The following is a 23,740-nucleotide window of genomic DNA, read 5'->3' as shown; positions in this document are numbered from 1 at the left end:
CCGCTCAGCTCATCGTGGGGATCGTGAAGCTCGCTCCTTCTCGCAGGCCGGCGGGCCAGCGCGAGGTGACCGTCTTCGTACGGGTGTAGAAGCGGACGGCGTCCGGACCGTGCTGGTTGAGGTCGCCGAAGCCGGAGCGCTTCCAGCCGCCGAAGGTGTGGTAGGCGACCGGTACCGGGATGGGCACGTTGACGCCGACCATGCCGGTGTTCACGCGGCGGGTGAAGTCGCGGGCGGTGTCGCCGTCCCGGGTGAAGAGCGCCACGCCGTTGCCGAAGGTGTGCTCGCTGGGCAGGCGCAGCGCCTCCTCGTAGTCGGCGGCGCGCACGACGGACAGCACGGGGCCGAAGATCTCCTCCTGGTAGATGCGCATGGCGGGCGTCACCCGGTCGAAGAGGGAGGCGCCGGCGAAGAAGCCGTTCTCGTGGCCGTCGAGGGTGAATCCCCGTCCATCCACGACGAGTTCGGCTCCCTCCTTGACACCGAGGTCGACGTATGAGCGGACCCGGTCCACGGCGTCCCGGCCCACCAGGGGGCCGAAGTCGGCCTCGGGGTCGTCGCTGCGGCCGATCCGCAGCGCGGCGATGCGCTCCTTGAGCCGGGCCACGAGCGCGTCGGCGGTCTCCTCGCCCACCGGGACGGCGACCGAGATCGCCATGCACCGCTCCCCCGCCGAGCCGTACCCGGCACCGACCAGGGCGTCCACGGCCTGTTCGAGGTCCGCGTCCGGCATCACGATCATGTGGTTCTTGGCACCGCCGAAGCACTGGGCGCGCTTTCCGTGCGCGGCGGCGGTCGCGTAGACGTGCGCGGCGACCGGGGTGGAGCCGACAAAGCCGAGGGCCGCCACACGGGGATCCTCCAGGAGGATGTCGACGGCTTCCCGGGCGCCGTTGACGACGTTGAGGACGCCGGGCGGCAGGCCCGACTCCAGGAAGAGTTCGGCGAGCCGCAGCGGGACGGACGGGTCCCGCTCCGACGGCTTGAGGATGAAGGCGTTGCCGCAGGCCAGCGCGGGGGCGGCCTTCCACAGGGGGATCATCGCGGGGAAGTTGAAGGGGGTGATCCCGGCGACCACGCCGAGCGGGGAACGCAGGGAGTGGACGTCGATGCCGGTGCCGGCGTTGTCGGTGAACTCGCCCTTGAGCAGGTGCGGGATGCCGGCGGCGAACTCGACGACCTCCAGGCCGCGTTGGATGTCGCCGTGGGCGTCGGCGACGGTCTTGCCGTGCTCGGCGGACAGCAGCCGGGCCAGCGTGTCCTTCTCCTGCTCGACGAGCTGGAGAAAGCGCATCATGACCCGGGCCCGGCGTTGCGGGTTCCATTCGCCCCACTCGCGCTGTGCGCGGTCGGCGTCGGCGATGGCCGCCTCGGTCTCGGCGCGGTTCGCGAGGGGTACCAGGGCCTGGACGTCGCCGGTGTTGGGGTCGTACACCTCGCCGAAGGACCCCGAGGTGCCCGGGGTGTGCTTGCCGCCGACGAAGTGCGTCAACTCGCGCACGGAGGCGCGTTCGTGCTCTCGGACCATGACTGCCTGCTCTCGTCAGGAGGGATCCGGGGATGGCGCGCCGGGTCCCGCACACGTACGCGGTCGCGTACGGACGCGGGGGGGGGGCGCGGGCTCGCGTATGGCCGGAGTCCCGTCAGAGGCGGGGTTCACCAGGGTCGTGGGTACACACCGGTGCCATGCGTGTCAGCTCCATCCTCGTGGACAACACGGAACATCCCGCGGCCGGTATCCTGACTCCCGGATCAGCGCGCGCCGTCCGCCTTCCCGACATCCAACTCGTCAGTGGCGTACCGCTCGACGGCGTACTCCCCGGTCACAGTGGCGGGACCGTGCCGGAATCACACCGGCTTCCCTGCACCGCGGGCCTTGTACTCGCGACTATATAGTTGGACGTCCTAGTAAATCCAGTACCGTTCGGCGGTATCGCCGGAACCGGCCGGTCAGGTGGGTTCGGAATCGGCCGTCCGGGGTTCGGCGAAGCGCACGGGAGCGCGGAACCGGGCCTTGCGCGCGGCCCGCCGGAAGGTCGTCAGCACCGCCGGCCCCGCCAGCAGGATGCACACGAAGTTGGTGACCGCCCGGCCGGTGTCCCAGCCCAGGGACGTGGCGATGTCGAAGGCGATGTAGCGCTGCCACTGCTCGGTGAAGGGCAGTCCGGGCAGGTAGGCGATGGAGCTGTTGGGGTCCAGGGAGAACGGCCAGAAGGAGAGGTTGAGGAGGAAGCCGAAGAGATACCCGGACAGGGAACCGTAGACGGCCAGCATCAGCACCTCGCGGCGGCCAGTGGCCCGGGGGAGGAATCCGGCGAGCATCCCGACGAAGGCGCAGCCGAACATCTGGTACGGCATCCAGGGCCCGACCCCGCCGGTGATGAGCGCGGAGGCGAACAGGGAGGTGCAGCCGAGGGTGAAGCCGAAGCCGGGGCCGTAGACGCGGCCTGCCAGGACCAGGACGAAGAAGACGGTTTCGATGCCGGCGGTTCCGGCGCCCAGGGGTCGCAGGGCAGCGTTCACGGCGGACAGGACGCCCAGCATGGCCAGCGCCTTGGAGTCGATGCCGCCCTCGGCGATCTCCGAGAGGACCACGCACAGGACGAGCACCAGGAGCACGCCGAAGATGAGCGGGGGCGCGTAGTTCGAGCCGAACTTCCCGGGTGCCACAACGAACGGCCAGAAGAAGGCGACCATCCCGAGGAACGCCGACAGCACCATGACGACTGCGATGCGTGGGGTCAGCCGGATGGCGGCGGTCGTCGTCATGACCGGGCCGCCTTCACCTGGTCGACGGTCAGATACGGCAGCGGCGCGAGGATCTTCGCCGTCTGGGGCGCGAAGACGGGCGAGGAGACGATGACGTCGGCGGTCGGCCCGTCGTCGACGACGTCGCCCTCGGCCATGACGACGACCCGGTCGGCGGCGCGGGCGGCGAACTCGACGTCGTGGGTGGAGATCACGACCGCCCTGCCTTCCGCCGCGAGGGCGTTCACGACACCGATCAGTGCGGTCTTGGCCCGGTAGTCCAGGCCGCGGGTGGGCTCGTCGAGCAGGACGACCCGGGGCGCGGCGGAGAGCTGGATGGCGAGGACGAGGGCCAGCTTCTGTCCCTCGGACAGGTCGCGGGGATGGGTGGCGTCGTCGATGCCCGGAGCGAGTCGGTCGAGTACGGTGCGAGCCTTGGTGGTGGTGCCCGACTCGGTGTCCGCCTGGTCGAGCTCCTGCTTCACGCTCTCCAGGTAGAGCAGATCGGAGGGCGTCTGCGGGACCAGTCCGACGAGTCGACGGGACCGCGCGGCGGGCACGTCGCGCGGATCGGGGCCGTCGACCGGTTTCACCGTCCCGGCTCGGCGCGGGCCCGACCCCTGCAAGGCCCACAGGAGCGAGGACTTGCCACAGCCGTTGCGTCCCATGAGGGCGGTCACCTCACCCGCGTACAGGTCGAGGTCGACCTCCCGTACGGCGGGGACGCCCCCGTAGGCGACGGTGATGCCGCGCGCCGTCAGAAGCTTGCGCCGCTCCTGGGCCGTGGCCGGGCGGACAGGGGCCGGGGGGCGGTCGGCCAGTTCGGTGCGCAGGGGGGCGGCCGCACGGCGGGCGTCGCGGATCGACAGCGGCAGGGGTGACCAGTCGGCCGCCCGGCCCAGTTCGACGATCGGCGGGGCGATCGTCGACGTGCGCAGGATCTCGGCGGCGGGTCCGATGCGGGCGCGGCCGTCACCGGGCAGGTGGAGGACGCGGTCGGCGTACTGGACGACGCGTTCGAGCCGGTGCTCGGCCATGAGGACGGTGACCCCGAGGTCGTGGACGAGGCGGGTGACCGCGGCGAGGACCTCCTCGGCGGCCGTCGGGTCCAGCGCGGAGGTCGGTTCGTCGAGGACCAGGACCCGGGGGTGGGCGGTGAGCACCGAGCCGATGGCGACACGTTGCTGCTGGCCGCCGGAGAGTTCGTACAGGGCCCGGTGGCGCAGGTCGGCGAGGCCGAGCAGGTCCAGTGTCTCCTCCACGCGTTTGCGCATGGTGCCCGGCACTATCGCCAACTGCTCCATGGCGTAGGCGAGTTCCTCCTCGACCGTGTCGGTCACGAAGCCGTCGATGGGGTCCTGGCCGACCACGCCGACGATGTCGGCCAGCTCGCGGGGCGGGTGGTGGGCCGTGTCCCGGCCGTCGACGGTCACGCGACCGTAGAGCGTGCCACCTGTGAAGTGCGGCACGAGCCCGTTGACGGCGCCGAGGAGGGTCGACTTGCCGACGCCCGTGTGCCCGACGACGAGGCAGAGTTCGCCCTCTTCCACCGTCAGGTCGACGTCCCGGAGTGCCGGTTCGGGTGCGTCGTCGTACTGGATGGTGACCTGCTCGAAGGTGATCACGGGGCGTCGGCTCTCCGGACGGGGCTGGGCGGGGGTGCGAGGAAACCGGCCGTGCCGGCGAGCAGGATCGCGGCCGTCGGTACGAGGGGCAGGTCGGGCCAGGTGAGGGGGTAGAACGTGGGGTTGAGCTGGGCGGGGTCGTAGCCGAGGTTGGCGAAGAGCAGGACGGCCGACAGGACTCCGCTGCCGGCCACCGCCCACTCGGGCAGGCGCCAGGGGTCGGGCCGGTAGGTGGTGCGGGTGACCCGCCGGCCTCCCAGGCGCAGGCCGGCCACGCACAGCAGCGCGCCGAGCCCCATGGCGGGCAGGCCCAGGAAGGAGGGCGCGGTGGCGTCCAGCAGCCCGTAGGCGCCTGCGCACAGGCCGCACATGCCGAGCAGTATCAGAGCGCCGGTGATCCGGCGGGAGCGGCGGGTGGCCCGGCCCGCACGGCCGTAACCTCGGGAGTCCATCGCGGCGGCGAGGCGCAGGGAGCGTTCCAGGGCGTCCTCCAGCACCGGGATGACGACGCCGCGCAGGGCCCGCATGCCCTTGGTGTCGCCGGCGCGCAGCTTCCGGGCCCGTACGACGCGCTGCACGCTCTGTACCAGCTGCGGGGCCACGCTGATGGCGACGGTGACGGCGACGCCCAGTTCGTACAGCGCGCCCGGCAGGACGCGCAGGGCCCGTTTGGGGTTGGCGAGGGTGTTGGCGGCGCCGATGCAGCACAGCATGCACGCCAGGCGCAGCCCGTCGGTCGCCGCCGACAGCAGCGCCTCCAGCGATACCGGCCCACCGATTTGGATGCCCGCGTACCAGTCGGGGGTGGGGAGGTGCGGGAGAGAGAACAGGAAGTGGTCGCGGGGTGTGATGCCGGTGGCGAAGACGGCGCGGAAGACGACCCGGATGGCCACGACGGTCAGGGCCAGGTACAGGTAGTACTTGAAGCCGCGGGCCCACGGTGCCTCGGTGCGCCGGGCGGTGACGACGTAGCCGAGGACGGCGAGGACGAGGAACAGCAGCAGTGGGTTGTTGGTGCGGCTGACGGCGGTGGCGAGCGCCAGCGCCCACACCCACCAGGCCATCGGGTGCAGGATGCGCGGCAGGCGTCGGCCGCCCCGGTCCGGCGGCGGGCCGGACGGGGCGGCGAGGGCCTGCACGGCCGTACGGGACACGCCGCTCACTCGGTACGACGGCGCCGGCGGGCCGCGTAGGCCGCGGCGCCTCCGATCAGGACGACGAGCGAGACACCGGTGACCACCGGCACGAGGGAACCGGTGTCGTGCGGGGCGTCGGCGGCAGGGGCCGCGTCGACCACTCGGGTGCTCGGGCGCGGTGCCGCGACGGCCGAGGAACTGGGCGTGGCGGACGGTGAAGGGGAGGGTGTGGCGCTTGCGCTCGGCTCGGGCTTCTTCGACTCGGACTTCCTGGGTGCCGGCTTCTTGGACGCGGTGGGCGCGGGTGCGGGACGTTCGGGGCTCCGCCGTTCCGGTGCCGGGCCGGTGTCGACGTCCGGGGGCAGCTCGGGAGCCTTCTCGTTGGAGGCCGGCTTGCCCGCGTCGCCGCTCGGCTTCGTGTTGTGGGCGCGCAGTTGGTCCGGGGTGACGGTGGGCCGGCCTTTGGTGCCCCCGATGTCGGTGCCGCCGAAGACCCACAGGTCGACGCTGCCGGGCTTGGGCTTGTAGAGCATGGCGCCGAGCTGGCTGTACTCCCAGGTGTTCTCGCCCCGGTCCGCGTGCCAGTACGACCAGTACGCGGACGCGGGAGGAGTCAGCACGCAGTCGTCCTGGGAGGGCGGCGGGAACTGCTTGCCGTTCTGATACCCGCTGTAGCCGATGCGGCAGATGAACGCCGGACCGTCGTGTCCGGTGCCCGTGGTGCGCCAGCCGCCCTGGTTGAGCAGTTCGTAGCCGGTGGTGGGCGTCGTGCCGCAGGACCGGAACAGCGGGCCGCCCCAGTCGCTGAAGTCGACCGCGAGGACGACGCCGGACGTGGTCGTGCACCGGCCCATGGGCTGGGGGTCGGCGGCGGCCGGGGGTGCGGTGACGGCAAGTGCGGCGGCGGTCACGCCCAGGGCCACCGTCGCCCGGGCCGTCGCCCCGGCGAGGCGCGGGCGGCTCATCGTCCGCCCTCCGCCGTGGCCCTGCGCCGTGCCGTGACCGCGACGCGCCACCCGGCCAGCACCATGAGCGCGGCGATCGCGGCCAGGAGGCCGACCTGGACGCCGGTGGAGGCGAGCGCGCCACCGCCGCCGGACGCCTCCTGCCCGCCGGAGGCGCCGTATCCGCCCGAGGTGTCGCCCGGCGTGACGATGTCCGGGACGCCGTCGCTCGGGTCCGGGGTGGGCTGCGGTGAGGTACCGGCCAGACTGCGTTCCAGCTCACCGAAGGAGATGCCGGTGGCACCGCTCACCGCCTGGGCGGACGCGCGCAGGTCGGAGCCGCGCTGCCCGTCCGCCGAGGTGTTGAAGCCGCCGTCGGCATTCTGCTGGCCGGCCAGGAACTTCCGCCCCCCGGCGATCTCGTCGGCGTACCGGGAGGCGTCGAGGGACAGCCCCTGCACCGCGAGGCCGGTGGAGTTGACCGAGATACCCACCGTGCCCGGGAAGCCACCGCCGGGAAGCTGCCGCGAGGCCAGCCAGGCGAGCGCCCGGTCGACGGCCTGCTCGGCCTCCGCGCCGCCCGCCATGTCCAGGGCCATGGCGGCGATGGCGGTGGAGTCGACGTCGGAATCACCGCTGGACGGGATCAGGCTGGGCCAGGCCCCGTTGTCCTGCTGGAGGCTCGCCAGGTAGGCGAGCGGTTCCTGGGCCGCCTCCTTCTCACCCGCGCGCAGCTGCGCCATGACGCCCAGCGACTGCTTGAAGACGGACTCGGCGTAGGTGTAGTTGCCCTTGGCCGCACACCCTCTCTTCGGAAGGGTGCTCTTGGCGCAGGTGCCCTTTTCGAGAGCGGCGATGAGGTCCAGGCCGGCGAAGTCGCGGGCGTCGCGTCCGACCGCCTGGGCGAGCAGCGCCGTCTTGCCGATGGCGCCGCCCTGCGCGTAGGCGGTGCCGACACCGGTGTAGTCGCGGATGCTCTTGCCCGCCCCGTCCTTGCCGCCGTCGTCGATGAAGTCGACGATGCCGCGCAGCGTGTTGTTGTCCAGGCCGGTGGCGGCGAGCGCGTAGGCGGTGTCGATGGTCAGGCCGAAGTCGGCTTCGGGGGACTTGGGGTCGAAGAGGTGGTAGTGGCCCTGCTTCAGCCGCGCGGCGTCGGTGAGATAGGCGACGCCCTTCTTCAGGTCGGGACCCACTCCCGGAGGCGGGGTGCCGGGCTCCGTGGTCGGAGGCTGGGAAGTGGGCGGCTCGGAGGTGGGAGGCTCAGAGGTCGGCGGGTCGGTCGGCTCGGCCTTCTTCGTGGTCAGGGTGGCCAGGCTGGTGTGCGTGCCCGCGAGGACGGCGGCCGAGGTCGGGTAGGGGGCGGGGTCGGTGGCGCCCTCCTCGAAGCCGAAGCCTCCCCCGTCGAGCTGCTGACGGGACAGCCAGCCGACGGCAGCGTCGGCGCGTTCGGTGTCGCCCAGTCCGTGCAGGGCCTGCGCGGCATAGGCCGTGGCATAGACGCTGCCGTCGGTGGCGCCGGTGTAGCCGGGGAAGGCGCCGTCATCGCGCTGGATCTTGGCCAGGTAGCCGCGGGCCTTGGTGACGGCCTCGTCATGGCCGCCGACCTGGTCGAGGACCAGGGCCACCAGACCGGTGGTGGCCGGGTCGCCGTCGCAGTTCTCGCCGGGGCGGATCAGGACGCTGGTGACTCCGCCGTCACGGCACTGCATCTGGGTCAGCCGGTCCACCGTCTCGGCCGCCGGTGCCGTACCTGCGCGCAGGAGCGCGAGGACGGACAGGGCCTGCCCCTCGGTGTAACCGGCGTTGCGGAAGTCGCCCTTGGCGGTGCAGCCGGGAGTGGGTTCGCCGGATTCGGGGCCGGCCGCGCACACGTGGGCCGCCAGGTCGCCGAGAAGGTCGTGTCCGCCGACGGCCCGCGGATCCGCCTCGGTGCTCTCGGCCAGCAGGGCCAAGCGGGCGGCGGCGGTGGCGTCGGGGGCCTCGCCGGTGCCGTTCGGGTAGGCGTAGTCGTCGGCGTGGGCGGCGAGGAAGGCGGTGACCTTGTCGAGAGCGGCGCTCTTGCCTTCGGTGGCGGCGAGGGCGTAGGCCGTCTCCGTGGTCAGGAGGTAGTTGGGTACGTCGCTGCCGTCGTCGACGACGCGTTCACCGTCGGTGAGACGGTCCTTCAGCCAGGTTGCCGCGGCGGTCGCGTCGACCTCCCCCGGCGCTCCCGTCGGTGTTCCCGGGTCCGGGGTGCCACCCGTCTCGCCCGCGCGGACGTCGTCGGGGCTGAAGTCGGGCCCGCCCGTGCCGCCGCCGATGTCCGTGCCGCCGTACACCCAGGCGTCGACATCGCCGTCCTTGAGATTCCGGCTCATGGCGCCGTACTGGCTGTAGGACCACTCGTCCTCGCCCGGCGAGGCGACCCAGTAGGACCAGTACGCGGTCGCCGGCGGGGTGAGGACGCAGTCGTCCCGGTCCGGGGTCGGGTACTGGGTGCCGCCGTCGAAGGAGCCGTGGCCGATGCGGCAGATGAAGCCCGGACCGTCGTGGCCGGTGCCCGTGGTGCCGAAGCCGCCGTCGTGCAGCAGCTCGTAACCGGTGGTCGGCGTCGGGTCGCAGCCGCGCACCAGGTCACCGCCGAACGGTCCGAAGTCGACCGCGACGACGGCGCCCTTCGTGGCGGTGCACTCCCCGATCGGGTCCGCGGCGGCGGACGTTGTGGTGAGGAAGGTCACGCAGACGGCCGCCAGCACCAGGAAGGCGGTCACCAGTGCCGCCAACGGACCGGGGCTCGCTCCCACCCGTCCGTCTCTTCGCTGCTCGCTCCCCACCGCGGCCCCCTCGTTGCCTGCCCGGCACGAGACGATGGCGTGGGTGAGGGCCTCCGGCGGGGACGGAGCCCACGTACGGAAGCCGGTCGCACCACGCCGTAGTCCGCGACGGCGTCTGTTGCTGATGAACGCTCCAGGCATTCCGGCTCGCCCGGCAGCTGCCGGGCCCACGGTTGCGGGTCAGCGCCGGACTTCGACCGGCTTCCCCTGGAACTCAAGGCGTATCAGGCGGATTTGAGCACGGTTCACCGAAAGCGTCAAGACGGGGCACTAAACCGCCACTTGAGATGCCGAGGGCACCTCTGGCGGCCGGTACGCACGTCGGGTACCGTCCCGGACTGCCGAGTGGGGGAACCCGGTGGGAGTCCGGGGCTGACGCGCAGCGGTGTGGGACGGCAGGGGGCCGCCCCGAGCCCGAATGCCCAGGCGGCACAGCACCTCGGAAGCCGGTCCACGCGTCCCGGACGGCGGCCGCACCCGCTGCTCCGGCCCGCGCATCACGAGGCCCGGCGACGGCACGGGACCGGTCGGCGTCCCCCAGCCCAGGAGCAGCCCATGCCCCGTACCGTGTCCCCGTCCCTGCGCCGCTCCGCACTGACCGCGGTGGCCGCGGCCGGCGCCTTCGCCCTGACGGCCGTGCCGGCCTCGGCGACCGCGACACCCACCCAGATCGCCACCTCGAAGACCAACGGCGTCGCCTACCTCAAGACGCTCCAGGCCACCGACGGCTCGTACGCCGGGTCAGGTCTCTCCAACGAATGGGCGTTCAGCGCCTTCGCCGCCGCCGGCACCGCCGCCGTGGACGTCACACCCGGCGGCGACGCGAGCAAGAACGCGAGAACGGTCTACCGCAACCTGCTGGCCACCAGCGGCTGGCCCTCCGCCTCCCCGGTCGTCACCGACTACGAGCGCGCCACCCTCAACGCGTACGCCGCCGGCATCGACCCCGCCCGCGTCTCCGCCTCCCGCAACCTGATCGCCGACATCTACCGCTACTGGCAGACCGCCGAGCCCGGATACTTCGGCCCGTCCGCCAACTTCAACGGCACCGTCTTCGCCGCCCTCGCCCTGAACGGCGCCAAGACCCAGTCCGGCCAGGTACGCGTCCCGCAGAAGCTGCGCGAGACGATGGTCACCCGGATACGGGCCAACCAGCACAACGACGGCGGCTGGAACTTCAGCAAGGCCGAGGGCAACGCGACCGAACTCGCGAAGACCTCCGACATCGACATGACCGGCGCCGCGATGGCCGCCCTGTGCGTGTCCGGCGTGCCCAACACCGACACGGACATCGTCCAGGCGAAGGCATTCCTCAAGAGCAAGCTGGTGGCGAACAGCGGCGCCTTCAACGCCATGTTCGGCGTCAACACCAACTCCAACGGCTGGGCGGTCTCCGGCCTGAACGCCTGCGGCATCAATCCCCAGACCGGCGACTTCCTCACCTCCATGGGCAAGACCCCGCTGGACTTCCTGATCGCCCAGCAGTTCAACCCGGGCGGCGGCTTCAAGTACCTGCCCAGTGACACCAGCCCGTCCGCCTACGCCTCCATCGACGGGCTGCGCGCGGTGGCCGGCGCCGGATTCACCGCCGCACCGCCCGTGCCGACCACCCCCGGCGCCCCGCAGTGGGTGGGCCAGGGGACCTTCACCTCCGGTACGGCGGCGAAACTCGCGCTGACCTTGGACGACGGGGCGGGGAACCTCAAGGTGTGCTCCGTCTCCCTCACCCCGACCGCCTCGACGACCACCCTCGGCGCCGTCCTCGACGCCGCCGTCGCCTCGGCCACACCGTCCGGCTGCGTCACCTCGGTGACCCCGTCCTCCGGCACGGGCACCGTCACCTCCCTCAACGGCAAGGCCAACAGCGGCTCGAACACCTGGAAGGTGAGCCTCGACGGCTCCTCCTTCACCACCGCCACCCGCGGCACGACCGTGGGCGTGGGCGACACGATCGCCGTGCGCTGGGGCGTCTGACGCCGCTGCCCGAGTCGTAGGGTCGCGGCATGCGCATCGTCTCCCTGCTACCTGCCGCGACCGACATCGTCGCCGAGCTCGGCCTGTCCGCACAGCTCGTCGGCCGCACCCACGAATGCGACTGGCCACCGAGGGACGTCGCCTCGGTCCCCGTGGTCACCGGAGCCGACCTGGATCAGGACCGGCTCACCAGCCGGGAGATCTCCGACGCCGTCGGCGGATCGGCGCACTCCGGATCCTCGCTCTATACCCTGGACACCGAGGCACTCGCGGCGCTGCGCCCCGAGGTCGTGCTCACCCAGGACCTGTGCGACGTGTGCGCCGTCTCCTACGAGAGCGTCAGCCGGACGGTCCGCCTCCTGGACGCTGAGACCCGCGTGCTGAGCCTGGAGCCCCGCACGCTGGACGACGTGCTGGACTGCCTGGTCACGGTCGGGACGCTGCTCGGCGTGCGAGAGCGCGCCGAGCAGCGTCGGGCCGAGCTTTCCGCCCGCCTCGACAGGGTGCGCGCCGCGGTCGCCGGCCGTGACCGCCCCCGGGTGGTGGCGATCGAATGGCTGGACCCCCTGTGGCCCGCAGGACACTGGGTTCCCGAGCAGATCACGGCGGCCGGCGGCGAGCCGCTCATCGCCGCACCCGGGGAGCACACCAAGCCGATGACGTGGGAGGCGGTACGCGCCTCCCACCCGGACACGCTGTTGGTCCTGCCATGCGGATTCCCACCGGAACGAACTCTGCGGGAGCGGGAGTTGCTCACCGGCCTGCCCGGATGGCAGGACCTGCCGGCCGTGCGCGCCGATCGGGTGTGGGTCCTGGACGGCCCCGCCTACTTCAACCGTCCAGGACCCCGGGTGGTGCGTGGAGCGGAGGTGCTGGCTCACGTCCTGCACGGGGTACGGGCCGGAGAAGCGGTCACGCCGGCCGTGGCACGCCGCCTGTGAGCCGCGGCAGTCAGAACGCCGTCCAGGTGAACGTCACCTTGTCGCCCGCGTTCAGCTTGAACTGGCAGCCGCCGACCGGGGTGGACGTACCGTTGACGGAGATGTTCCAGTACGCCACCCCGCCACCGCTGACATCCTTGATCGTGTCCACCGAGTAGTCGTCGAACGAGGCGTACCAGGTACCGTCCCAGGTGAAGTGCCGCTTACGGGCGGCGTCGTCGAGAGCGGCCGTCGGCGTGGGAACGGCGGTGGGGTGGGCGCCGCCGTTGGTGCCGTCGCATCTGTGGGTGCCACCGGTGGCGGTGGTCACGTCGTGTCCCTTGGTCTTGATCTTCCCCTTGAACAGCTGGCCGTCCGGCCCCTGAACGGTCAGGGTCACCTTGACCGGGGCGTTCGTGTTCGCGGCGTCCTGCGCGTGGACGGTGGCGGGGGCGGTGGCGAGGGCGAGTCCGAGGGCGACGGTGGTGACCATGCCGCGTCGGGCGGATATGCGCTGCAAGGCTGTACCTTCCTGGTACGGGTCCGCGGCCCGCCACCGGAGCAGCCGTGCACGGCTCTCGGCTTCGCGCTGCAGACCATGACAGTGGGAAGCGGTAATGACACACGCCCTGGGCATTCCGACTCGCGGCCGAGAGGGCCGCACACGGTTGCAGGTCAGTGCCGGAGTCTCACCGGCTTCCCCCAGTAACGCGCCTGTGCAGTTGTCGGTCCCGCATCCGCCCGACTGACATCTGCCGTCGTGCAGGATGCGAAGTCCTCGCAGTCTAGGGTGCGTTGACCTGACGACAAAGCCTTTCGGGTCAGTTGGGGGGCAAGGAGTCCCGTGCGCCGCCGCCGTCACGGTCTGGTCCGTAGCGGATCCGCATACAGAAGGGCCCTCCGGCCGAGTCGTCCCGGCTGGAGGGCCCCTTGCACGGCCTGCTGGTGAAGGCTGAGAAGACGATCACGAGCAGGACGCCGATACGACCTACGCGGTCACGGTGCCAGCAGGAGAACGTCGGTGCGGGCCTTGGCGGCCTCGTAGCGCTTGGCCACGTCCTGCCAGTTGACGACCGCCCACATGGCGTCGATGAAGTCGACCTTCTGGTTCTTGTACTGCAGGTAGAAGGCGTGCTCCCAGGCGTCGAAGACCAGGATCGGGGTGGAGCCCTGGCCGACGTTGCCCTGGTGGTCGTAGACCTGCTCGACGATCAGGCGCCCGCTCAGCGGCTCGTAGGCCAGCACACCCCAGCCGGAGCCCTGGGTGGTCGCGGCGGCCTTGGTGAGCTGCGCCTTGAAGCCGGCGAAGGAGCCGAAGGACTCGGCGATCGCGTCGGCCAGCTCGCCCACGCCGTCGGCGGCCAGGGGCTCGCCGCCGCCATCACCGGTCATGTTGTGCCAGTAGATCGAGTGCAGGATGTGACCGGAGAGGTGGAAGGCCAGGTTCTTCTCCAGGCCGTTGATCGAGCCCCACGTCTCCTTGTCCCGCGCCTCGGCGAGCTGCTCCAGCGTGTCGTTGGCGCCCTTGACGTACGCCGCGTGGTGCTTGTCGTGGTGCAGCTCGATGATCTGCGGGTTGATGACCGGCTCGAGCTCCGAGTAGTCGTACGGAAGCTCCGGGAGCGAGTACACCGCCATGTCCAACATCCTCCGACGTTATTGCCACTGATGTGCAACTGCACGCTAACAGCAGCAACGGTGATCGGTGGTCAGGCATTGGTCCTAGGACCTGTGTCGCTCGAACCACCTCCCTGTCGCACATCTTTTGCTGTTGCGGCCTGATGGCAATAACCTTTCGAGAAGTCTGGGGCGGCGAGAGGGCTGCGGGGTGGACGGAGACAGCCGAGCAGCGCTCAACGAGGCGGCGCCACCAAGGGATCCACACACACTGCTGCGGCGCCACGGCCTGCGGTGCACGTCCGCACGCCTGCGCATCCTCTCCCTGCTGCACTCCTCGGAGCAGCACCTCACCGCGACGGAGATCTGCGACCGGCTCGCACGGAGCGGCTCGGATCGTCACCACACGACGGTGTACCGCTCGCTCGAGGCTCTCACGGCTGTGGGCGTACTCCACGCGGTGCCGGGCCGGGGCCCGACGCGGTACGGCATGTCGGACGAGCCGCACCACCATGTCGCGTGTCAGCGGTGCGGCCACATCGCGGATCTGCCCAGCGCCCCCATGGCGGACGCGGTCGCCAGGGTCGAGGAGCTGACCGGGCTGCGGCCCGGGGCGTCGGGGTCGCTGCTTCTCTACGGCCTGTGCGCATCCTGCTCGACAGACACCGCCCTCTGCCCCTGAGCAGCACCCGTGGGGCAGCCCTCCGACGGCCCGCCCCAGGCGATCGGTGCGGATCCGTCGGCAGTCACGGGCTCGGTACCCAAGGGGCAGGGAGGACGCCCATCGGGCGCTCCATGCGACGGCCACCTGCGCGGGACCGTTCGGGTGCGCATCGGCAGCGATCTTATTGCACACTGTTCGCAACAACTTATTCAGTGCAGGAAAGGTCGGTCGATGGGATCTGCGGTGGTGCTGGGCATCGAGTCGTCCTGCGACGAGACGGGCGCGGGCCTGGTCCGGGACGGGCGGCTGCTGGGGCACGCGGTGGCGTCGAGCATGGACGAGCACGCCCGCTTCGGCGGCGTGGTGCCCGAGATCGCCTCCCGCGCCCACCTGCACGCGCTGCGCCCGGTCGTCCGGCAGGCACTGGACGAGGCGGGGCTGCGGCTGTCCGACATCGGCGCCGTCGCCGTGACCACGGGTCCCGGGCTGTCGGGCGCCCTGCAGGTGGGGCTGGCCGGCGCGAAGGGCATCGCCTACTCCCTCGGCGTCCCGTTGTACGGGGTGCACCACCTGGGCGGGCACGTCGCCGCCGACACGCTGGAGCACGGCCCGCTGCCCGACCCGTGCATGGTGCTCATCGTCTCCGGCGGTCACACGTCACTCCTCCTCGTCCGCGACCTCGCCCGGGACCGGATCACGCACCTCGGGGACACGCTGGACGACGCCGCCGGGGAGTGCTTCGACAAGGTGGCGCGGGTCTTCGGACTGCCGTATCCCGGCGGTCCGGCCATCGACCGGACAGCGCGAGCGGGGGATCCTCGCGCTGTCCCCTTCCCGCGCCCGTTGCCCGGCTCGTACGACTTCTCCTTCTCCGGGCTGAAGACCGCCGCGGCCCGCTGGGCCGAGGGTCACGCGGGCCGGGAGCTGCCGGTGGCCGACGGCGCGGCCTCGCTCCAGGAGGCCGTCGCGGACGTACTGACCCGCAAGGCGGTGGCCGCGTGCACGGAGCACGGCGTGGGCACCCTGGTCGTGGTCGGCGGGGTCGCCGCGAACTCGCGGGTGCGCTCGCTGGCCGAGGAGCGTTGCCGGGCGGCCGGTGTCGAGCTGCGGGTGCCGCCGCTGCGGCTGTGCACCGACAACGGCGCGATGATCGCGGCCGTCGGCGACCTCCTCGTGCGCGCCGGAGCCGAACCGGCCCCGTTGGACGTGTCGATCGATCCATCGGCGCCGCTGGAGTACGCCGCCCTGCACCCCGTCGCCGTCGGGCAGGCGGTGGCCGCCTGATGAGCACCGACATCCGCGTCCGCACGGACGCCGAACTCCTCGCGCACACCGACGCGCTGCGCTCGGTGTACGTCGACGCCTTCTGCGCCCCGCCGTGGAACGAGGACGAGGAGCGGGCGACGGAGTTCGTGGACCGGCTGCCGGCGAACACGGGCCGCCCGGGCTTCACGGCCGCGACCGCCGTGCGCGACGGGGACGTGATCGGCTTCGCCACGGCCTGGATCACCCCCGCGCCCTTCCCCACCGACCGCTGCCACCCGCAGGCCGCCGCCGGGCTCGGTGCCGCGTACACCGCGGACTGGCTGTGCGGTGCCCTGGAGATCGACGAACTCGCCGTCCGCGGTGCCGCCCGCGGCACCGGCCTCGCCGGTGACCTCCTCGACGCGGTGACCGCGCACGCGCCCGACGGGCGGGCGTGGCTGCTGACGTCCGTCCGGAACGCGCGGGCCATGGCCTTCTACCGCCGCCGGGGCTGGACACAGGTCACGCACCCGTCCCCCGACGGCAAGGGCATCGTGGTCTTCCTCGGCCCGCGCCACCCGGCCCGGTCCCTCGCCCCTCTCCCCCTGTAAGCCCCGGAGCCCCGTCTTGCGTACCGCCGAGATCCGCCGCCGCTTCCTCGACTTCTTCGCCGAGCGCGGCCACACCGTCGTCCCCAGCGCCCCGCTGCCGACGCCCGATCCGACCCTGCTGTTCGTCAACGCCGGCATGGTCCCCTTCAAGCCGTACCTGACCGGCGAGGTGCCGGCGCCCTGGCCGCGGGCGACCAGCGTGCAGAAGTGCGTGCGCACCCTGGACATCGAGGAGGTGGGCCGCACCACCCGGCACGGCTCCTTCTTCCAGATGAACGGCAACTTCTCCCTGGGCGACTACTTCAAGGAGGAGGCCATCGCCTTCGCCTGGGAGCTGTCGACCGCGTCGGTGGAAGGCGGCGGCTACGGCCTGGACCCGGACCGCATCTGGGTCACCGTCCACCACAGCGACGACGAGTCCCGCGGGCTGTGGCGGCGCATCGCCGGCCTGCCCGACGAGCGGATCGTGGCGCGCGGCGACGAGGACAACTTCTGGTCCATGGGCGTACCCGGCCCCTGCGGGCCGTGTTCCGAGCTGTACTACGACCGCGGCCCGGCTCTGGGCCGGGCGGGCGGCCCGGCGGTCGACGAGGACCGCTACATGGAGTTCTGGAACCTGGTCTTCATGCAGTACGAGCGCGGCGAGGGCCCCGGCAAGTCCGGCTACCCGATCCTCGGCGAACTCCCCCGCCGCAACATCGACACCGGCATGGGCCTGGAACGCATGGCCACGCTCCTCCAGGGCGTCGACAACCTCTACGAGATCGACGAGACCCGCCCGGTCCTGGACCGGGCCGCCGCCCTGGCCGAGGTGCGCTACGGCGCGGACGCGGAGGCCGACGTACGGCTGCGCGTGGTCGCCGACCACGTCCGCACCGCCCTGATGCTGCTCGCCGACGGCACCAGCCCGGGCAACGAGGGCCGCGGCTACGTCCTGCGTCGCATCCTGCGCCGCGCGGTCCGCTCCATGCGCCAACTGGGCCACACCGAGCCGGTCCTCGGGGACCTGCTGGCGGTCGCGCGGGACTGCATGGCGCCCAGCTACCCCGAGGTGGCCGAGGCGTACGAGCGGATCGCCGACCGGGCCGCGAGCGAGGAGGAAGCCTTCCGCTCCACCCTGCGGCAGGGCACGACCGTGCTGGACACGGCGGTGGCCAAGGTGAAGGCGGAGGGCGGCCGTGCGCTGCCGGGTGCCCAGGCGTTCCTCCTGCACGACACCTACGGCTTCCCCATCGACCTCACCCTGGAGATGGCCGCCGAGCAGGGCGTCGAGGTCGACCGCGAGGGCTTCACCACGCTCATGCGCGAGCAGCGGGAACGGGCCAGGGCAGACGCCCGCGCCCGCAAGGCCGGCGGCACCGACCTCGGCGTCCTGCGTCCCGTACTGGACGAGCACGGCCCGACCGACTGGCGTGCCTGGGACACCCTGACGACCGACGCGCGGGTCCTGGCCGTCCTGGGCGTCACGGGCCCGGCGCCGGTGGTCCGTGAGGGCGAGATCGCCACCGTCGTCCTCGACCGCACCCCGTTCTACGCCGAGTCCGGCGGGCAGGACAGCGACGCCGGCCGCCTCTCGGGTGCGTCGGTGGAGGCGGAGGTACTGGACGTACAGCGCCCGTTGCCCGGACTCGTCGTGCACCAGGTGCGGGTCCTGTCCGGCGAACTGGCCACCGGGGACCGGGTGCACGCGGCCGTCGACCCGGAGTGGCGGCTCGGCGCCCGCCAGGCCCACTCCGGCACCCACGTCCTGCACGCCGCCCTGCGCCAGATCCTCGGCCCGAACGCCCTGCAGTCCGGCTCCTACAACCGCCCCGGATACCTCCGCCTGGACTTCCCCTGGCGCGGCGCCCTCTCCGCCGCGGCTCGGAGCGAGATCGAGGCGGCGGCCAACCAGGCGCTGCGCCGTGACCTGCCGGTCGGCGTGCGCTGGATGACGCTGCCGGAGGCCAAGGAGCTGGGCGCGCTGGCCCTGTTCGACGAGACCTACGGCGAGAAGGTCCGCGTCGTGGAGATCGGCGGCGCCTGGTCGCGGGAGCTGTGCGGCGGCACCCACGTCGAACACGCCTCGCAGATCGGCACCGTCGCCCTCACCTCCGAGTCGTCGGTGGGGGCGGGCATGCGCCGGCTGGAGGCCGCGGTCGGCGCCGAGGGCTTCGGCTACCTGGCCCGCGAACGCGACCTGGTAAGCCGCATCGCCGAGCAGCTCCAGGCACCGCGCGCCGAACTCCCGGACCGCATCGCCGGGTTGCTCGACCGACTCAAGTCCGCCGACCGGGAGAACCAACGCCTCCGCGAGCAGGCCGACCGGGCCCGTGCGGGCGACCTCGCCGCCGACGCCACCGATGTCGACGGCACCCTGGTGGTCACCGCCACCACGGACGGCGACGCCCGGGCCCTCGCCCTCGCGGTACGGGAGCGCCTGCCCGCCACCCGACCGGGTGTGGTGGTCGTCGGCTCACCGGCCGGCGATCGGGCGACGCTGGTGGCCGCGGTGAACGGCGCGGCCCGGAGCGCAGGGCGGGACGCCTCGGCGCTGGTGAAGCGGCTGCTCGACGGCAGAGGCGGCGGCTCCCCCGAACTCGCCCAGGGCGGCGGGATCCCGAGCGACCGGCTCCCGGGCACTCTCGATTCCGTCCCAGCTCTGCTCTTCCGGGCCTGACCTCGGGGCACCCCGGCGGGGTCGTTCCGGGCCCTTGACGCGACTCGTCGGGGGCCTCGCGGGGGCACACCTGAGGCCAGAGCGCAGTCCCCGCACTTCGAGCCGTTCGGCGCACGGTGGTAGAGGCAGCAACTCCGGCGCCGGAACGCGAGGTCGGGGCGGTTCGTGATCGTCGTGTACGTGCTGAGCGTGTGGCACACCCTGCTGCAGGGGACCAACGTCTGGTACGGGGGTGGCCGCGCACCGTGCTGTGGCTGCTGCACTTCCGGTGGCAGTCCTGTTGTTGCTGTCTGTTGCACGCGCGACGACACCTTCTGACGTCCACAACGGACCGCCCCGCCGGGGCAGCCTGGAGCCATGCACACACCTGCACAGACCCACCGCCCGCCCTCCACCTCCGGTCCGGGCATCGCCCCCGGCCGCGTCGCGCAGGGGAACCCCGGCACGGCACGGGAACTGCTCGCCCGCGACGGGGCCGTGATCCTCACCGGCCACGAGAACACGCCCGACGCCCTGGTGGTCGCCGCGGCCCAGATCGTCGGCGACCGACTCCGCGAGCTGTACCCGCAGCGGGTCCGCACCTCGCACCCGGGCGATCCCGTCCACCTGCACGCCGACAGCTTCGACATCCTCGTCGACATCGGCGGAGTCCCCCACCGCAGGCGCCACCCGGACGAGGACCACGTCCTCGTCCAGTGCGCTCGGCCTGCACCCGAGGGAGGAGACTCCTTCGCGCTGGACGCGTACGCGTTCGTCGACGAACTCTCCACCAGCGACCCCGTGCTGCACACCTTCCTCACCAGCACCGACGTCGACCTGTACGGCGCCTGGGCAGACCTGCGCGGGCTGCCGGCCACCCAGGGGATCGGACGCCATGTCGAGTTCACCCGTACCGGACGCCGGATCGTACGCCGCACCGACGGAGCCGTGCCCCTCCACCGCGACCCCGACAGTGATCACATCCGCACGCAGCTCGCCCGCCTGACCGAAGCGGTGCACGAAGTCGAACCATCCCTCCCCCGCTTCCGACTCGACGCGGGCGACATCCTGGTCCTCGACAACTACCGCTGCTGGCACGGCCGCGACCGACACACCGGCGAGCGCACCGTCCGCACCCTCACCGCGCGCAGCTCCGACGCCGCATGATCGGCCGGAACGAAGACGACGGCGAGCCCGTTGAGGAGTGGGCCGGAGTCACGGCACGAACGGGACATCCCGTCACCGGTGGCTCAGCGGCGCGCGCCGCGGACCTCGACCCGTCCGTCGGTCACCTGCAACCACGCGTGGGCGACGGAGTCGAAGAGCGGACGATCATGGGTGACGAAGAGGACGGCGACACCGGTCCGTTCGCTCTCCGCGGCCAGGAGGTCGACCGTTGCCCGGGCGACGGGCGGATCGAGGGCGGAGGTCACCTCGTCACAGATCAGCAGTGCGGGGTGGGCCGTCAGCGCGCGGATCAGGGCGGCGCGCTGGAGCTGACCGCCGGACAGAGCCGTCGGGCGGCGGCCCAGGCTGTCCGGGGCCAGGCCCAGCCGTCGGGCGAGTGATTCCGCCTCCTGGCGCGCCTCGGCGGAGGTGAGGCCGCGCAGCAGCCGTGCGGTCCAGGTGAGCTGGTCGATGACCGAGCGGTACTCGTCGAAGGAGGCCCGCGTGTCCTGGTGCACGTACTGGACCGCACGTAGCGCCGCGCGGTCCCGGCGCTCCGCGACGGCGGCAAGCACCGTCCCCCGGTGCTCGACTCGGCCCGCGGTGGCCGGGGTCAGTCCTGCGAGGGCGCGGGCCAGGGTGGTCTTGCCCGCACCGGAGAGTCCGGTGACCACGGTGTGACTGCCGGGCGGAAAGACCAGATCGACCGGGGAGAGTCGGGGGCGGGACGGGTCGTCCCCGATGACGGTGAGCCGGTGCGCGCGTACCCCGTCCGAAGCCCGTTCGGGTGCCGGTGGCGGAACGCAGGGGCCGGAGTGTTCCCGCTCCCCCTCGGCCGGCACCGGGGGCCGTCCGGTTGTCTCGCGGCGGAAGACTCGACCGTCTTGCAGCGCCACCGTCTCGTCGGCCAGTTCGCCGGCCAGGCGCGCGTCGTGGGTGATGAGCAGCAGCGCCGTGCCGTCGCTCATGAGGTCCCGCAGGCTACGGGTGAGGAGCGCGGTCGTGTGCTCGTCGAGGCCGCTGGTGGGTTCGTCGAGGACGAGCAGACGGGGGCGCGTGACCAGGGCGGTGGCCAGGGCCATGCGCTGCTGCTGTCCACCGGAGAGGCGGTGCGGGTGCCGTCGGGTGAGCGGTCCGTCCTCGGGGAGCCCGGCGGAGCGCAGGGCCCGCCGAACGTCTTCGGCGGCAGCAACTCGGCGGCGGCGCCGCACCGGACCGGCGGGGGACGCATCCCGGCTGTGGTGGAGCGCGGCGAGCTCCCGCAGGACCGCTCCGACGCGTCGGGCCGGGTCCAGGACGGAGGCGGGGTCCTGGGGCAGGTGGGCGACGGTTCCGGCGCGGGCGGCTCGCAGCTCGCGCGGTGACAGGGCCAGGAGGTCGGTGCCGTTCAGGCGGACGCTGCCGGTGAGGCCGAGGCCGGGGTGGGTGAGGGCGAGGACAGCCAGGCCGAGGGTGGTCTTGCCACTGCCCGAGGGGCCGACGAGGGCGAGGCAGCGGCCTTGGCCCAGTTCCAGAGAAACGTCATGGAGAAGCGTGGCGCCGGCGGATGTGCGGGCCGTGAGTCCTCGGCAGACCAACAGGGGCTCCGCTGCGGGCCCCTGCGCGAGCTCGTGGTCAGGACGGACGGCGCCGGGGGCGAACCCGCTGCCGAGGGCGGCCCCGGGGTGGAGCGCACGGGCCGTCTGTGAACGGGTGGTCGCCGAGGCGGGATCCGTGGCGGCCGGGTCGGCACCGCCGGCCTTCGGAACTGTGCCGGTGAGGATCTGGGCGCGTCGGGTCCGGCCCAGGAGACGGTCCGCGGTGAGGTTGCCGCCGACGGCGAGGGCGGTGAGCAGCACGGCCGGGACGAGGACGGCGTACGGCTGGAGGAACAGGGCCTCGGCGTTGCGCTCGACCAGGACGGCCCAGTCGGGTGCTTCGGTGGGCAGGCCGAGGCCGAGGAAGTTGGCGGAGGCCAGCAGCGCGAGGATCATCGTGCCGCGGTTGCCCGCGTCCGTGATCAGCGGTGCGCTCACCCTCCGCAGGACGTAGCGCCCCTGGATGTGGTGCCACGGCGCGCCCTGCATCCGCATCGCCTCCACCGCCGTACGGCACCCGGGGGCGAGGGCCGCGGCGCGCACCAGGCGGGTGACGGCCGGTACCTGTACCGCCGCGGCGGTGACGACCAGCGTCATGGCGTCCTGGTGGCCCGAGGCCGCCAGCGTCATCACCAGCAGGAGGGCGGGGAAGGCCAGCAGCACGTCCAGGCCCCGCATGACCGCCTCGTCGGCCCAGCGGCGGCGGGTCCCGGCCGCGAAGAGCCCGAGCGGCAGGCCCACCGCGCCGGCGGTCAGGAGCGCGGCCAGCGTCATGGCCAGCACGGAGCGTCCGCCGCTGAGGACGAGCGCGAGAACGTCCCGGCCGAGAACGTCCGTGCCCAGGACGTGGCCCGCGCCGGGCGGCAGGAGCGGTGCGGCGTCGGGTGCGGTGGAACCGGCGAGGCCGGGTCCCAGGATGGCGAGCAGCACCGGTACGCCCAGCAGTACGAGGGCGAGTCCGTCCAGGCACGCGGCGCCGAGGCGGCGCGGACGGGGGCCGGGCGGGGAGACGGTCACGCGCGTTCCTCCCGTTGGGGGGTCAGGCGGGCCACGGTCAGGTCGGCGAGGAGGTTGACGGTCAGCGCGGTCGCCGCGAACAGCAGGGCGTAGCCCTGGACGGCCGGGATGTCGCGGTCCTGCACGGACTCGACGAACCCGGTGCCGAGGCCGCCGACGGCAAACAGCGACTCGATGACGACGGTGCCGCCGAGCAGTCCGTCGACGCAGCGTGCCAGTTGCTGCACGGACGGGGCGAGGCAGCCGGGCAGGACGTGCCGGAGCACGATCGTGCGCTCGGGCAGGCCGAGCAGGCGCAGGTGGCGGACGACGGGACCGCCCGTCTGCGCCGCCACGCCGATGCGGATCTGCCGGGCGAGGTCGCACAGCTGCCGGGCGACGAGGACGCCGACCGGCAGGATCAGGACGGCCGGTTCGGTGAGGATCTCAGTGCCGCGCAGTCCGGCGGCGGTGGCGGGCAGCAGCCCGAGGCCGACGCTGAGCCAGGCGGTCAGCAGCAGGCCGAGGACGAACTCAGGTACGGCGTGCAGGGCGAGGGTCGAGGCGTTGAGTGCCCGGTCCGCCAGGGAGCCCTCGCGCAGTCCGGTCAGCAGGCCCAGCGCGAGGGCGAGCGGGACGAGGACCGCCAGCGCCGCGCCGGCGAGGACCGCCGTCGCCGCGAACCTGCTGCCGATCTCGTCCGTGACGGGCAGGCCGGTGACCAGGGAGTGACCCAGGTCGGCGTGACCCAGGTCGGACACCCAGTGGACGAACCTGGTCCAGGCGGGCTCGTCCAGCCCGAGGTCGGCGCGGGCCAGGCGCTGCTGTTCGGGGGTGCCCTGTTCGCCCAGGACGGCATCCACGCTGTCACCCGGCAGCAGCGAGGTGAGGACGAACACGGCGACCAGCACGAAGGCTGCCTGGAGCATTGCCGTCGCCGTCCGGATCAGCGTGTAGCGGGCGGTGCCCGAGAGCCGGCGGCGGTGTCCGCGTGGGGACCGCAGGCCGGCGTCGGGTGGAGTTCCGGGCGACTTCTGCGGCGGGTACCGCGTCACGTACGACGCG

17 protein-coding genes, 1 pseudogene and 4 riboswitches are annotated in these 23,740 nt (G+C 72.6%); of the genes and pseudogenes, 7 read left to right on the top strand and 11 right to left on the bottom strand.

All coding sequences use genetic code 11. The features are described from left to right. Window positions 1-4 precede the first annotated feature (4 nt). The 6 genes from DMH12_RS03350 to DMH12_RS03325 all read right to left on the bottom strand — a co-directional run bounded on the left by DMH12_RS03350 (window position 5) and on the right by DMH12_RS03325 (window position 9,215). Complete coding sequence (locus tag DMH12_RS03350) at window positions 5-1,528, bottom strand: CoA-acylating methylmalonate-semialdehyde dehydrogenase (RefSeq protein ID WP_125490023.1); 1,524 nt, start codon at window positions 1,526-1,528, stop codon at window positions 5-7. Between the two features lie 184 nt (window positions 1,529-1,712). Then, window positions 1,713-1,894, bottom strand: a riboswitch (cobalamin riboswitch). A 56-nt stretch (window positions 1,895-1,950) separates the two neighbouring features. After that, the gene (locus DMH12_RS03345; RefSeq protein ID WP_125490022.1) at window positions 1,951-2,769 is read right to left on the bottom strand and encodes an ECF transporter S component; all 819 of its coding nucleotides are present in this window, start codon (window positions 2,767-2,769) and stop codon (window positions 1,951-1,953) included. Continuing rightward, window positions 2,766-4,373 (bottom strand): ABC transporter ATP-binding protein, encoded by a 1,608-nt coding sequence (locus DMH12_RS03340; RefSeq protein WP_125490021.1) that lies wholly within the window; start codon window positions 4,371-4,373, stop codon window positions 2,766-2,768. The genes DMH12_RS03345 and DMH12_RS03340 overlap by 4 nt, the downstream gene beginning before the upstream one ends. Beyond that, window positions 4,370-5,527, bottom strand: a complete 1,158-nt coding sequence (locus tag DMH12_RS03335; protein ID WP_371874270.1) for an energy-coupling factor transporter transmembrane component T — start codon at window positions 5,525-5,527, stop codon at window positions 4,370-4,372. Before DMH12_RS03335 ends, DMH12_RS03340 begins: the two co-directional genes overlap by 4 nt. Window positions 5,528-5,532: 5 nt before the next feature. Continuing rightward, a complete protein-coding gene (locus tag DMH12_RS03330; RefSeq protein ID WP_125490019.1) occupies window positions 5,533-6,474 on the bottom strand; it encodes a hypothetical protein in 942 nt (313 codons plus the stop codon). After that, window positions 6,471-9,215, bottom strand: a complete 2,745-nt coding sequence (locus DMH12_RS03325) for a prenyltransferase/squalene oxidase repeat-containing protein (RefSeq protein ID WP_399186522.1) — start codon at window positions 9,213-9,215, stop codon at window positions 6,471-6,473. Before DMH12_RS03325 ends, DMH12_RS03330 begins: the two co-directional genes overlap by 4 nt. 168 nt (window positions 9,216-9,383) lie before the next feature. After that, a riboswitch (cobalamin riboswitch) is annotated at window positions 9,384-9,519 on the bottom strand. 95 nt (window positions 9,520-9,614) lie between these two features. Then, window positions 9,615-9,690: riboswitch (cobalamin riboswitch) on the top strand. Between the two features lie 131 nt (window positions 9,691-9,821). Between DMH12_RS03325 and DMH12_RS03320 the strand changes: the two genes are divergently transcribed. After that, entirely contained in the window at window positions 9,822-11,240 is a 1,419-nt protein-coding gene (locus tag DMH12_RS03320) for a terpene cyclase/mutase family protein (RefSeq protein WP_125490017.1), read from the top strand. Between the two features lie 29 nt (window positions 11,241-11,269). Continuing rightward, window positions 11,270-12,181, top strand: coding sequence for a cobalamin-binding protein (locus DMH12_RS03315; RefSeq protein WP_125490016.1), 912 nt, complete (start codon window positions 11,270-11,272; stop codon window positions 12,179-12,181). A gap of 10 nt (window positions 12,182-12,191) precedes the next feature. Here the strand turns inward: DMH12_RS03315 and DMH12_RS03310 are convergent, their stop codons facing one another. Both DMH12_RS03310 and DMH12_RS03305 read right to left on the bottom strand, forming a co-directional pair. Continuing rightward, window positions 12,192-12,653 carry a DUF4430 domain-containing protein gene (locus DMH12_RS03310; protein WP_399186544.1) on the bottom strand — a complete coding sequence of 154 codons (462 nt, stop codon included), beginning with the start codon at window positions 12,651-12,653 and terminating at the stop codon, window positions 12,192-12,194. Between the two features lie 138 nt (window positions 12,654-12,791). Beyond that, window positions 12,792-12,863, bottom strand: a riboswitch (cobalamin riboswitch). A 293-nt stretch (window positions 12,864-13,156) separates the two neighbouring features. Then, a complete protein-coding gene (locus tag DMH12_RS03305) occupies window positions 13,157-13,798 on the bottom strand; it encodes a superoxide dismutase (RefSeq protein ID WP_125490072.1) in 642 nt (213 codons plus the stop codon). A gap of 190 nt (window positions 13,799-13,988) precedes the next feature. Here DMH12_RS03305 and DMH12_RS03300 point away from each other — a divergent pair, with 190 nt between their 5' ends. The 4 genes from DMH12_RS03300 to alaS all read left to right on the top strand — a co-directional run bounded on the left by DMH12_RS03300 (window position 13,989) and on the right by alaS (window position 18,956). Next, window positions 13,989-14,459 (top strand): Fur family transcriptional regulator, encoded by a 471-nt coding sequence (locus DMH12_RS03300; RefSeq protein ID WP_260474002.1) that lies wholly within the window; start codon window positions 13,989-13,991, stop codon window positions 14,457-14,459. A 213-nt stretch (window positions 14,460-14,672) separates the two neighbouring features. Then, window positions 14,673-15,725, top strand: a complete 1,053-nt coding sequence (gene tsaD, locus DMH12_RS03295) for a tRNA (adenosine(37)-N6)-threonylcarbamoyltransferase complex transferase subunit TsaD (protein ID WP_125490014.1) — start codon at window positions 14,673-14,675, stop codon at window positions 15,723-15,725. Then, a complete protein-coding gene (locus tag DMH12_RS03290; protein WP_125490013.1) occupies window positions 15,725-16,297 on the top strand; it encodes a GNAT family N-acetyltransferase in 573 nt (190 codons plus the stop codon). The genes tsaD and DMH12_RS03290 overlap by 1 nt, the downstream gene beginning before the upstream one ends. 16 nt (window positions 16,298-16,313) lie before the next feature. Continuing rightward, window positions 16,314-18,956 (top strand): alanine--tRNA ligase, encoded by a 2,643-nt coding sequence (gene alaS / locus DMH12_RS03285; RefSeq protein ID WP_125490012.1) that lies wholly within the window; start codon window positions 16,314-16,316, stop codon window positions 18,954-18,956. Between the two features lie 56 nt (window positions 18,957-19,012). On the opposite strand, the pseudogene DMH12_RS03280 reads toward alaS, so the two are convergent. Next, window positions 19,013-19,117: pseudogene (locus DMH12_RS03280) on the bottom strand ((2Fe-2S)-binding protein); the annotation flags it as partial. 196 nt (window positions 19,118-19,313) lie between these two features. Here DMH12_RS03280 and DMH12_RS03275 point away from each other — a divergent pair. Beyond that, complete coding sequence (locus DMH12_RS03275; protein WP_125490011.1) at window positions 19,314-20,102, top strand: TauD/TfdA family dioxygenase; 789 nt, start codon at window positions 19,314-19,316, stop codon at window positions 20,100-20,102. Window positions 20,103-20,185: 83 nt separating this feature from the next. Here DMH12_RS03275 and DMH12_RS39435 read toward each other — a convergent pair whose 3' ends face one another. Further along, on the bottom strand, window positions 20,186-22,696 hold the full coding sequence (locus DMH12_RS39435) for an ATP-binding cassette domain-containing protein (protein ID WP_221763105.1): 2,511 nt from the start codon (window positions 22,694-22,696) through the stop codon (window positions 20,186-20,188). Next, on the bottom strand, window positions 22,693-23,622 hold the full coding sequence (locus DMH12_RS03260) for an ABC transporter permease (RefSeq protein WP_260474021.1): 930 nt from the start codon (window positions 23,620-23,622) through the stop codon (window positions 22,693-22,695). The genes DMH12_RS39435 and DMH12_RS03260 overlap by 4 nt, the downstream gene beginning before the upstream one ends. Window positions 23,623-23,740: the final 118 nt, after the last annotated feature.

The organism is Streptomyces sp. WAC 04229, assembly GCF_003947455.1.
Taxonomy (GTDB): domain Bacteria; phylum Actinomycetota; class Actinomycetes; order Streptomycetales; family Streptomycetaceae; genus Streptomyces.
Note: the sequence above shows the minus strand (reverse complement) of the source record. Positions and strands in the feature narration are given on the sequence as shown.

Excerpts from the sequence above, each read along its gene's own strand:
- tsaD (WP_125490014.1), top strand. The coding sequence starts at position 14,673 with ATGGGATCTGCGGTGGTGCTGGGCATCGAGTCGTCCTGCGACGAGACG.
- DMH12_RS03275 (WP_125490011.1), top strand. The coding sequence starts at position 19,314 with ATGCACACACCTGCACAGACCCACCGCCCGCCCTCCACCTCCGGTCCG.
- DMH12_RS03320 (WP_125490017.1), top strand. The coding sequence starts at position 9,822 with ATGCCCCGTACCGTGTCCCCGTCCCTGCGCCGCTCCGCACTGACCGCG.
- DMH12_RS03290 (WP_125490013.1), top strand. The coding sequence starts at position 15,725 with ATGAGCACCGACATCCGCGTCCGCACGGACGCCGAACTCCTCGCGCAC.
- DMH12_RS03305 (WP_125490072.1), bottom strand. The coding sequence starts at position 13,798 with ATGGCGGTGTACTCGCTCCCGGAGCTTCCGTACGACTACTCGGAGCTC.
- DMH12_RS03330 (WP_125490019.1), bottom strand. The coding sequence starts at position 6,474 with ATGAGCCGCCCGCGCCTCGCCGGGGCGACGGCCCGGGCGACGGTGGCC.
- DMH12_RS03345 (WP_125490022.1), bottom strand. The coding sequence starts at position 2,769 with ATGACGACGACCGCCGCCATCCGGCTGACCCCACGCATCGCAGTCGTC.
- DMH12_RS03310 (WP_399186544.1), bottom strand. The coding sequence starts at position 12,653 with ATGGTCACCACCGTCGCCCTCGGACTCGCCCTCGCCACCGCCCCCGCC.
- DMH12_RS03315 (WP_125490016.1), top strand. The coding sequence starts at position 11,270 with ATGCGCATCGTCTCCCTGCTACCTGCCGCGACCGACATCGTCGCCGAG.
- DMH12_RS03350 (WP_125490023.1), bottom strand. The coding sequence starts at position 1,528 with ATGGTCCGAGAGCACGAACGCGCCTCCGTGCGCGAGTTGACGCACTTC.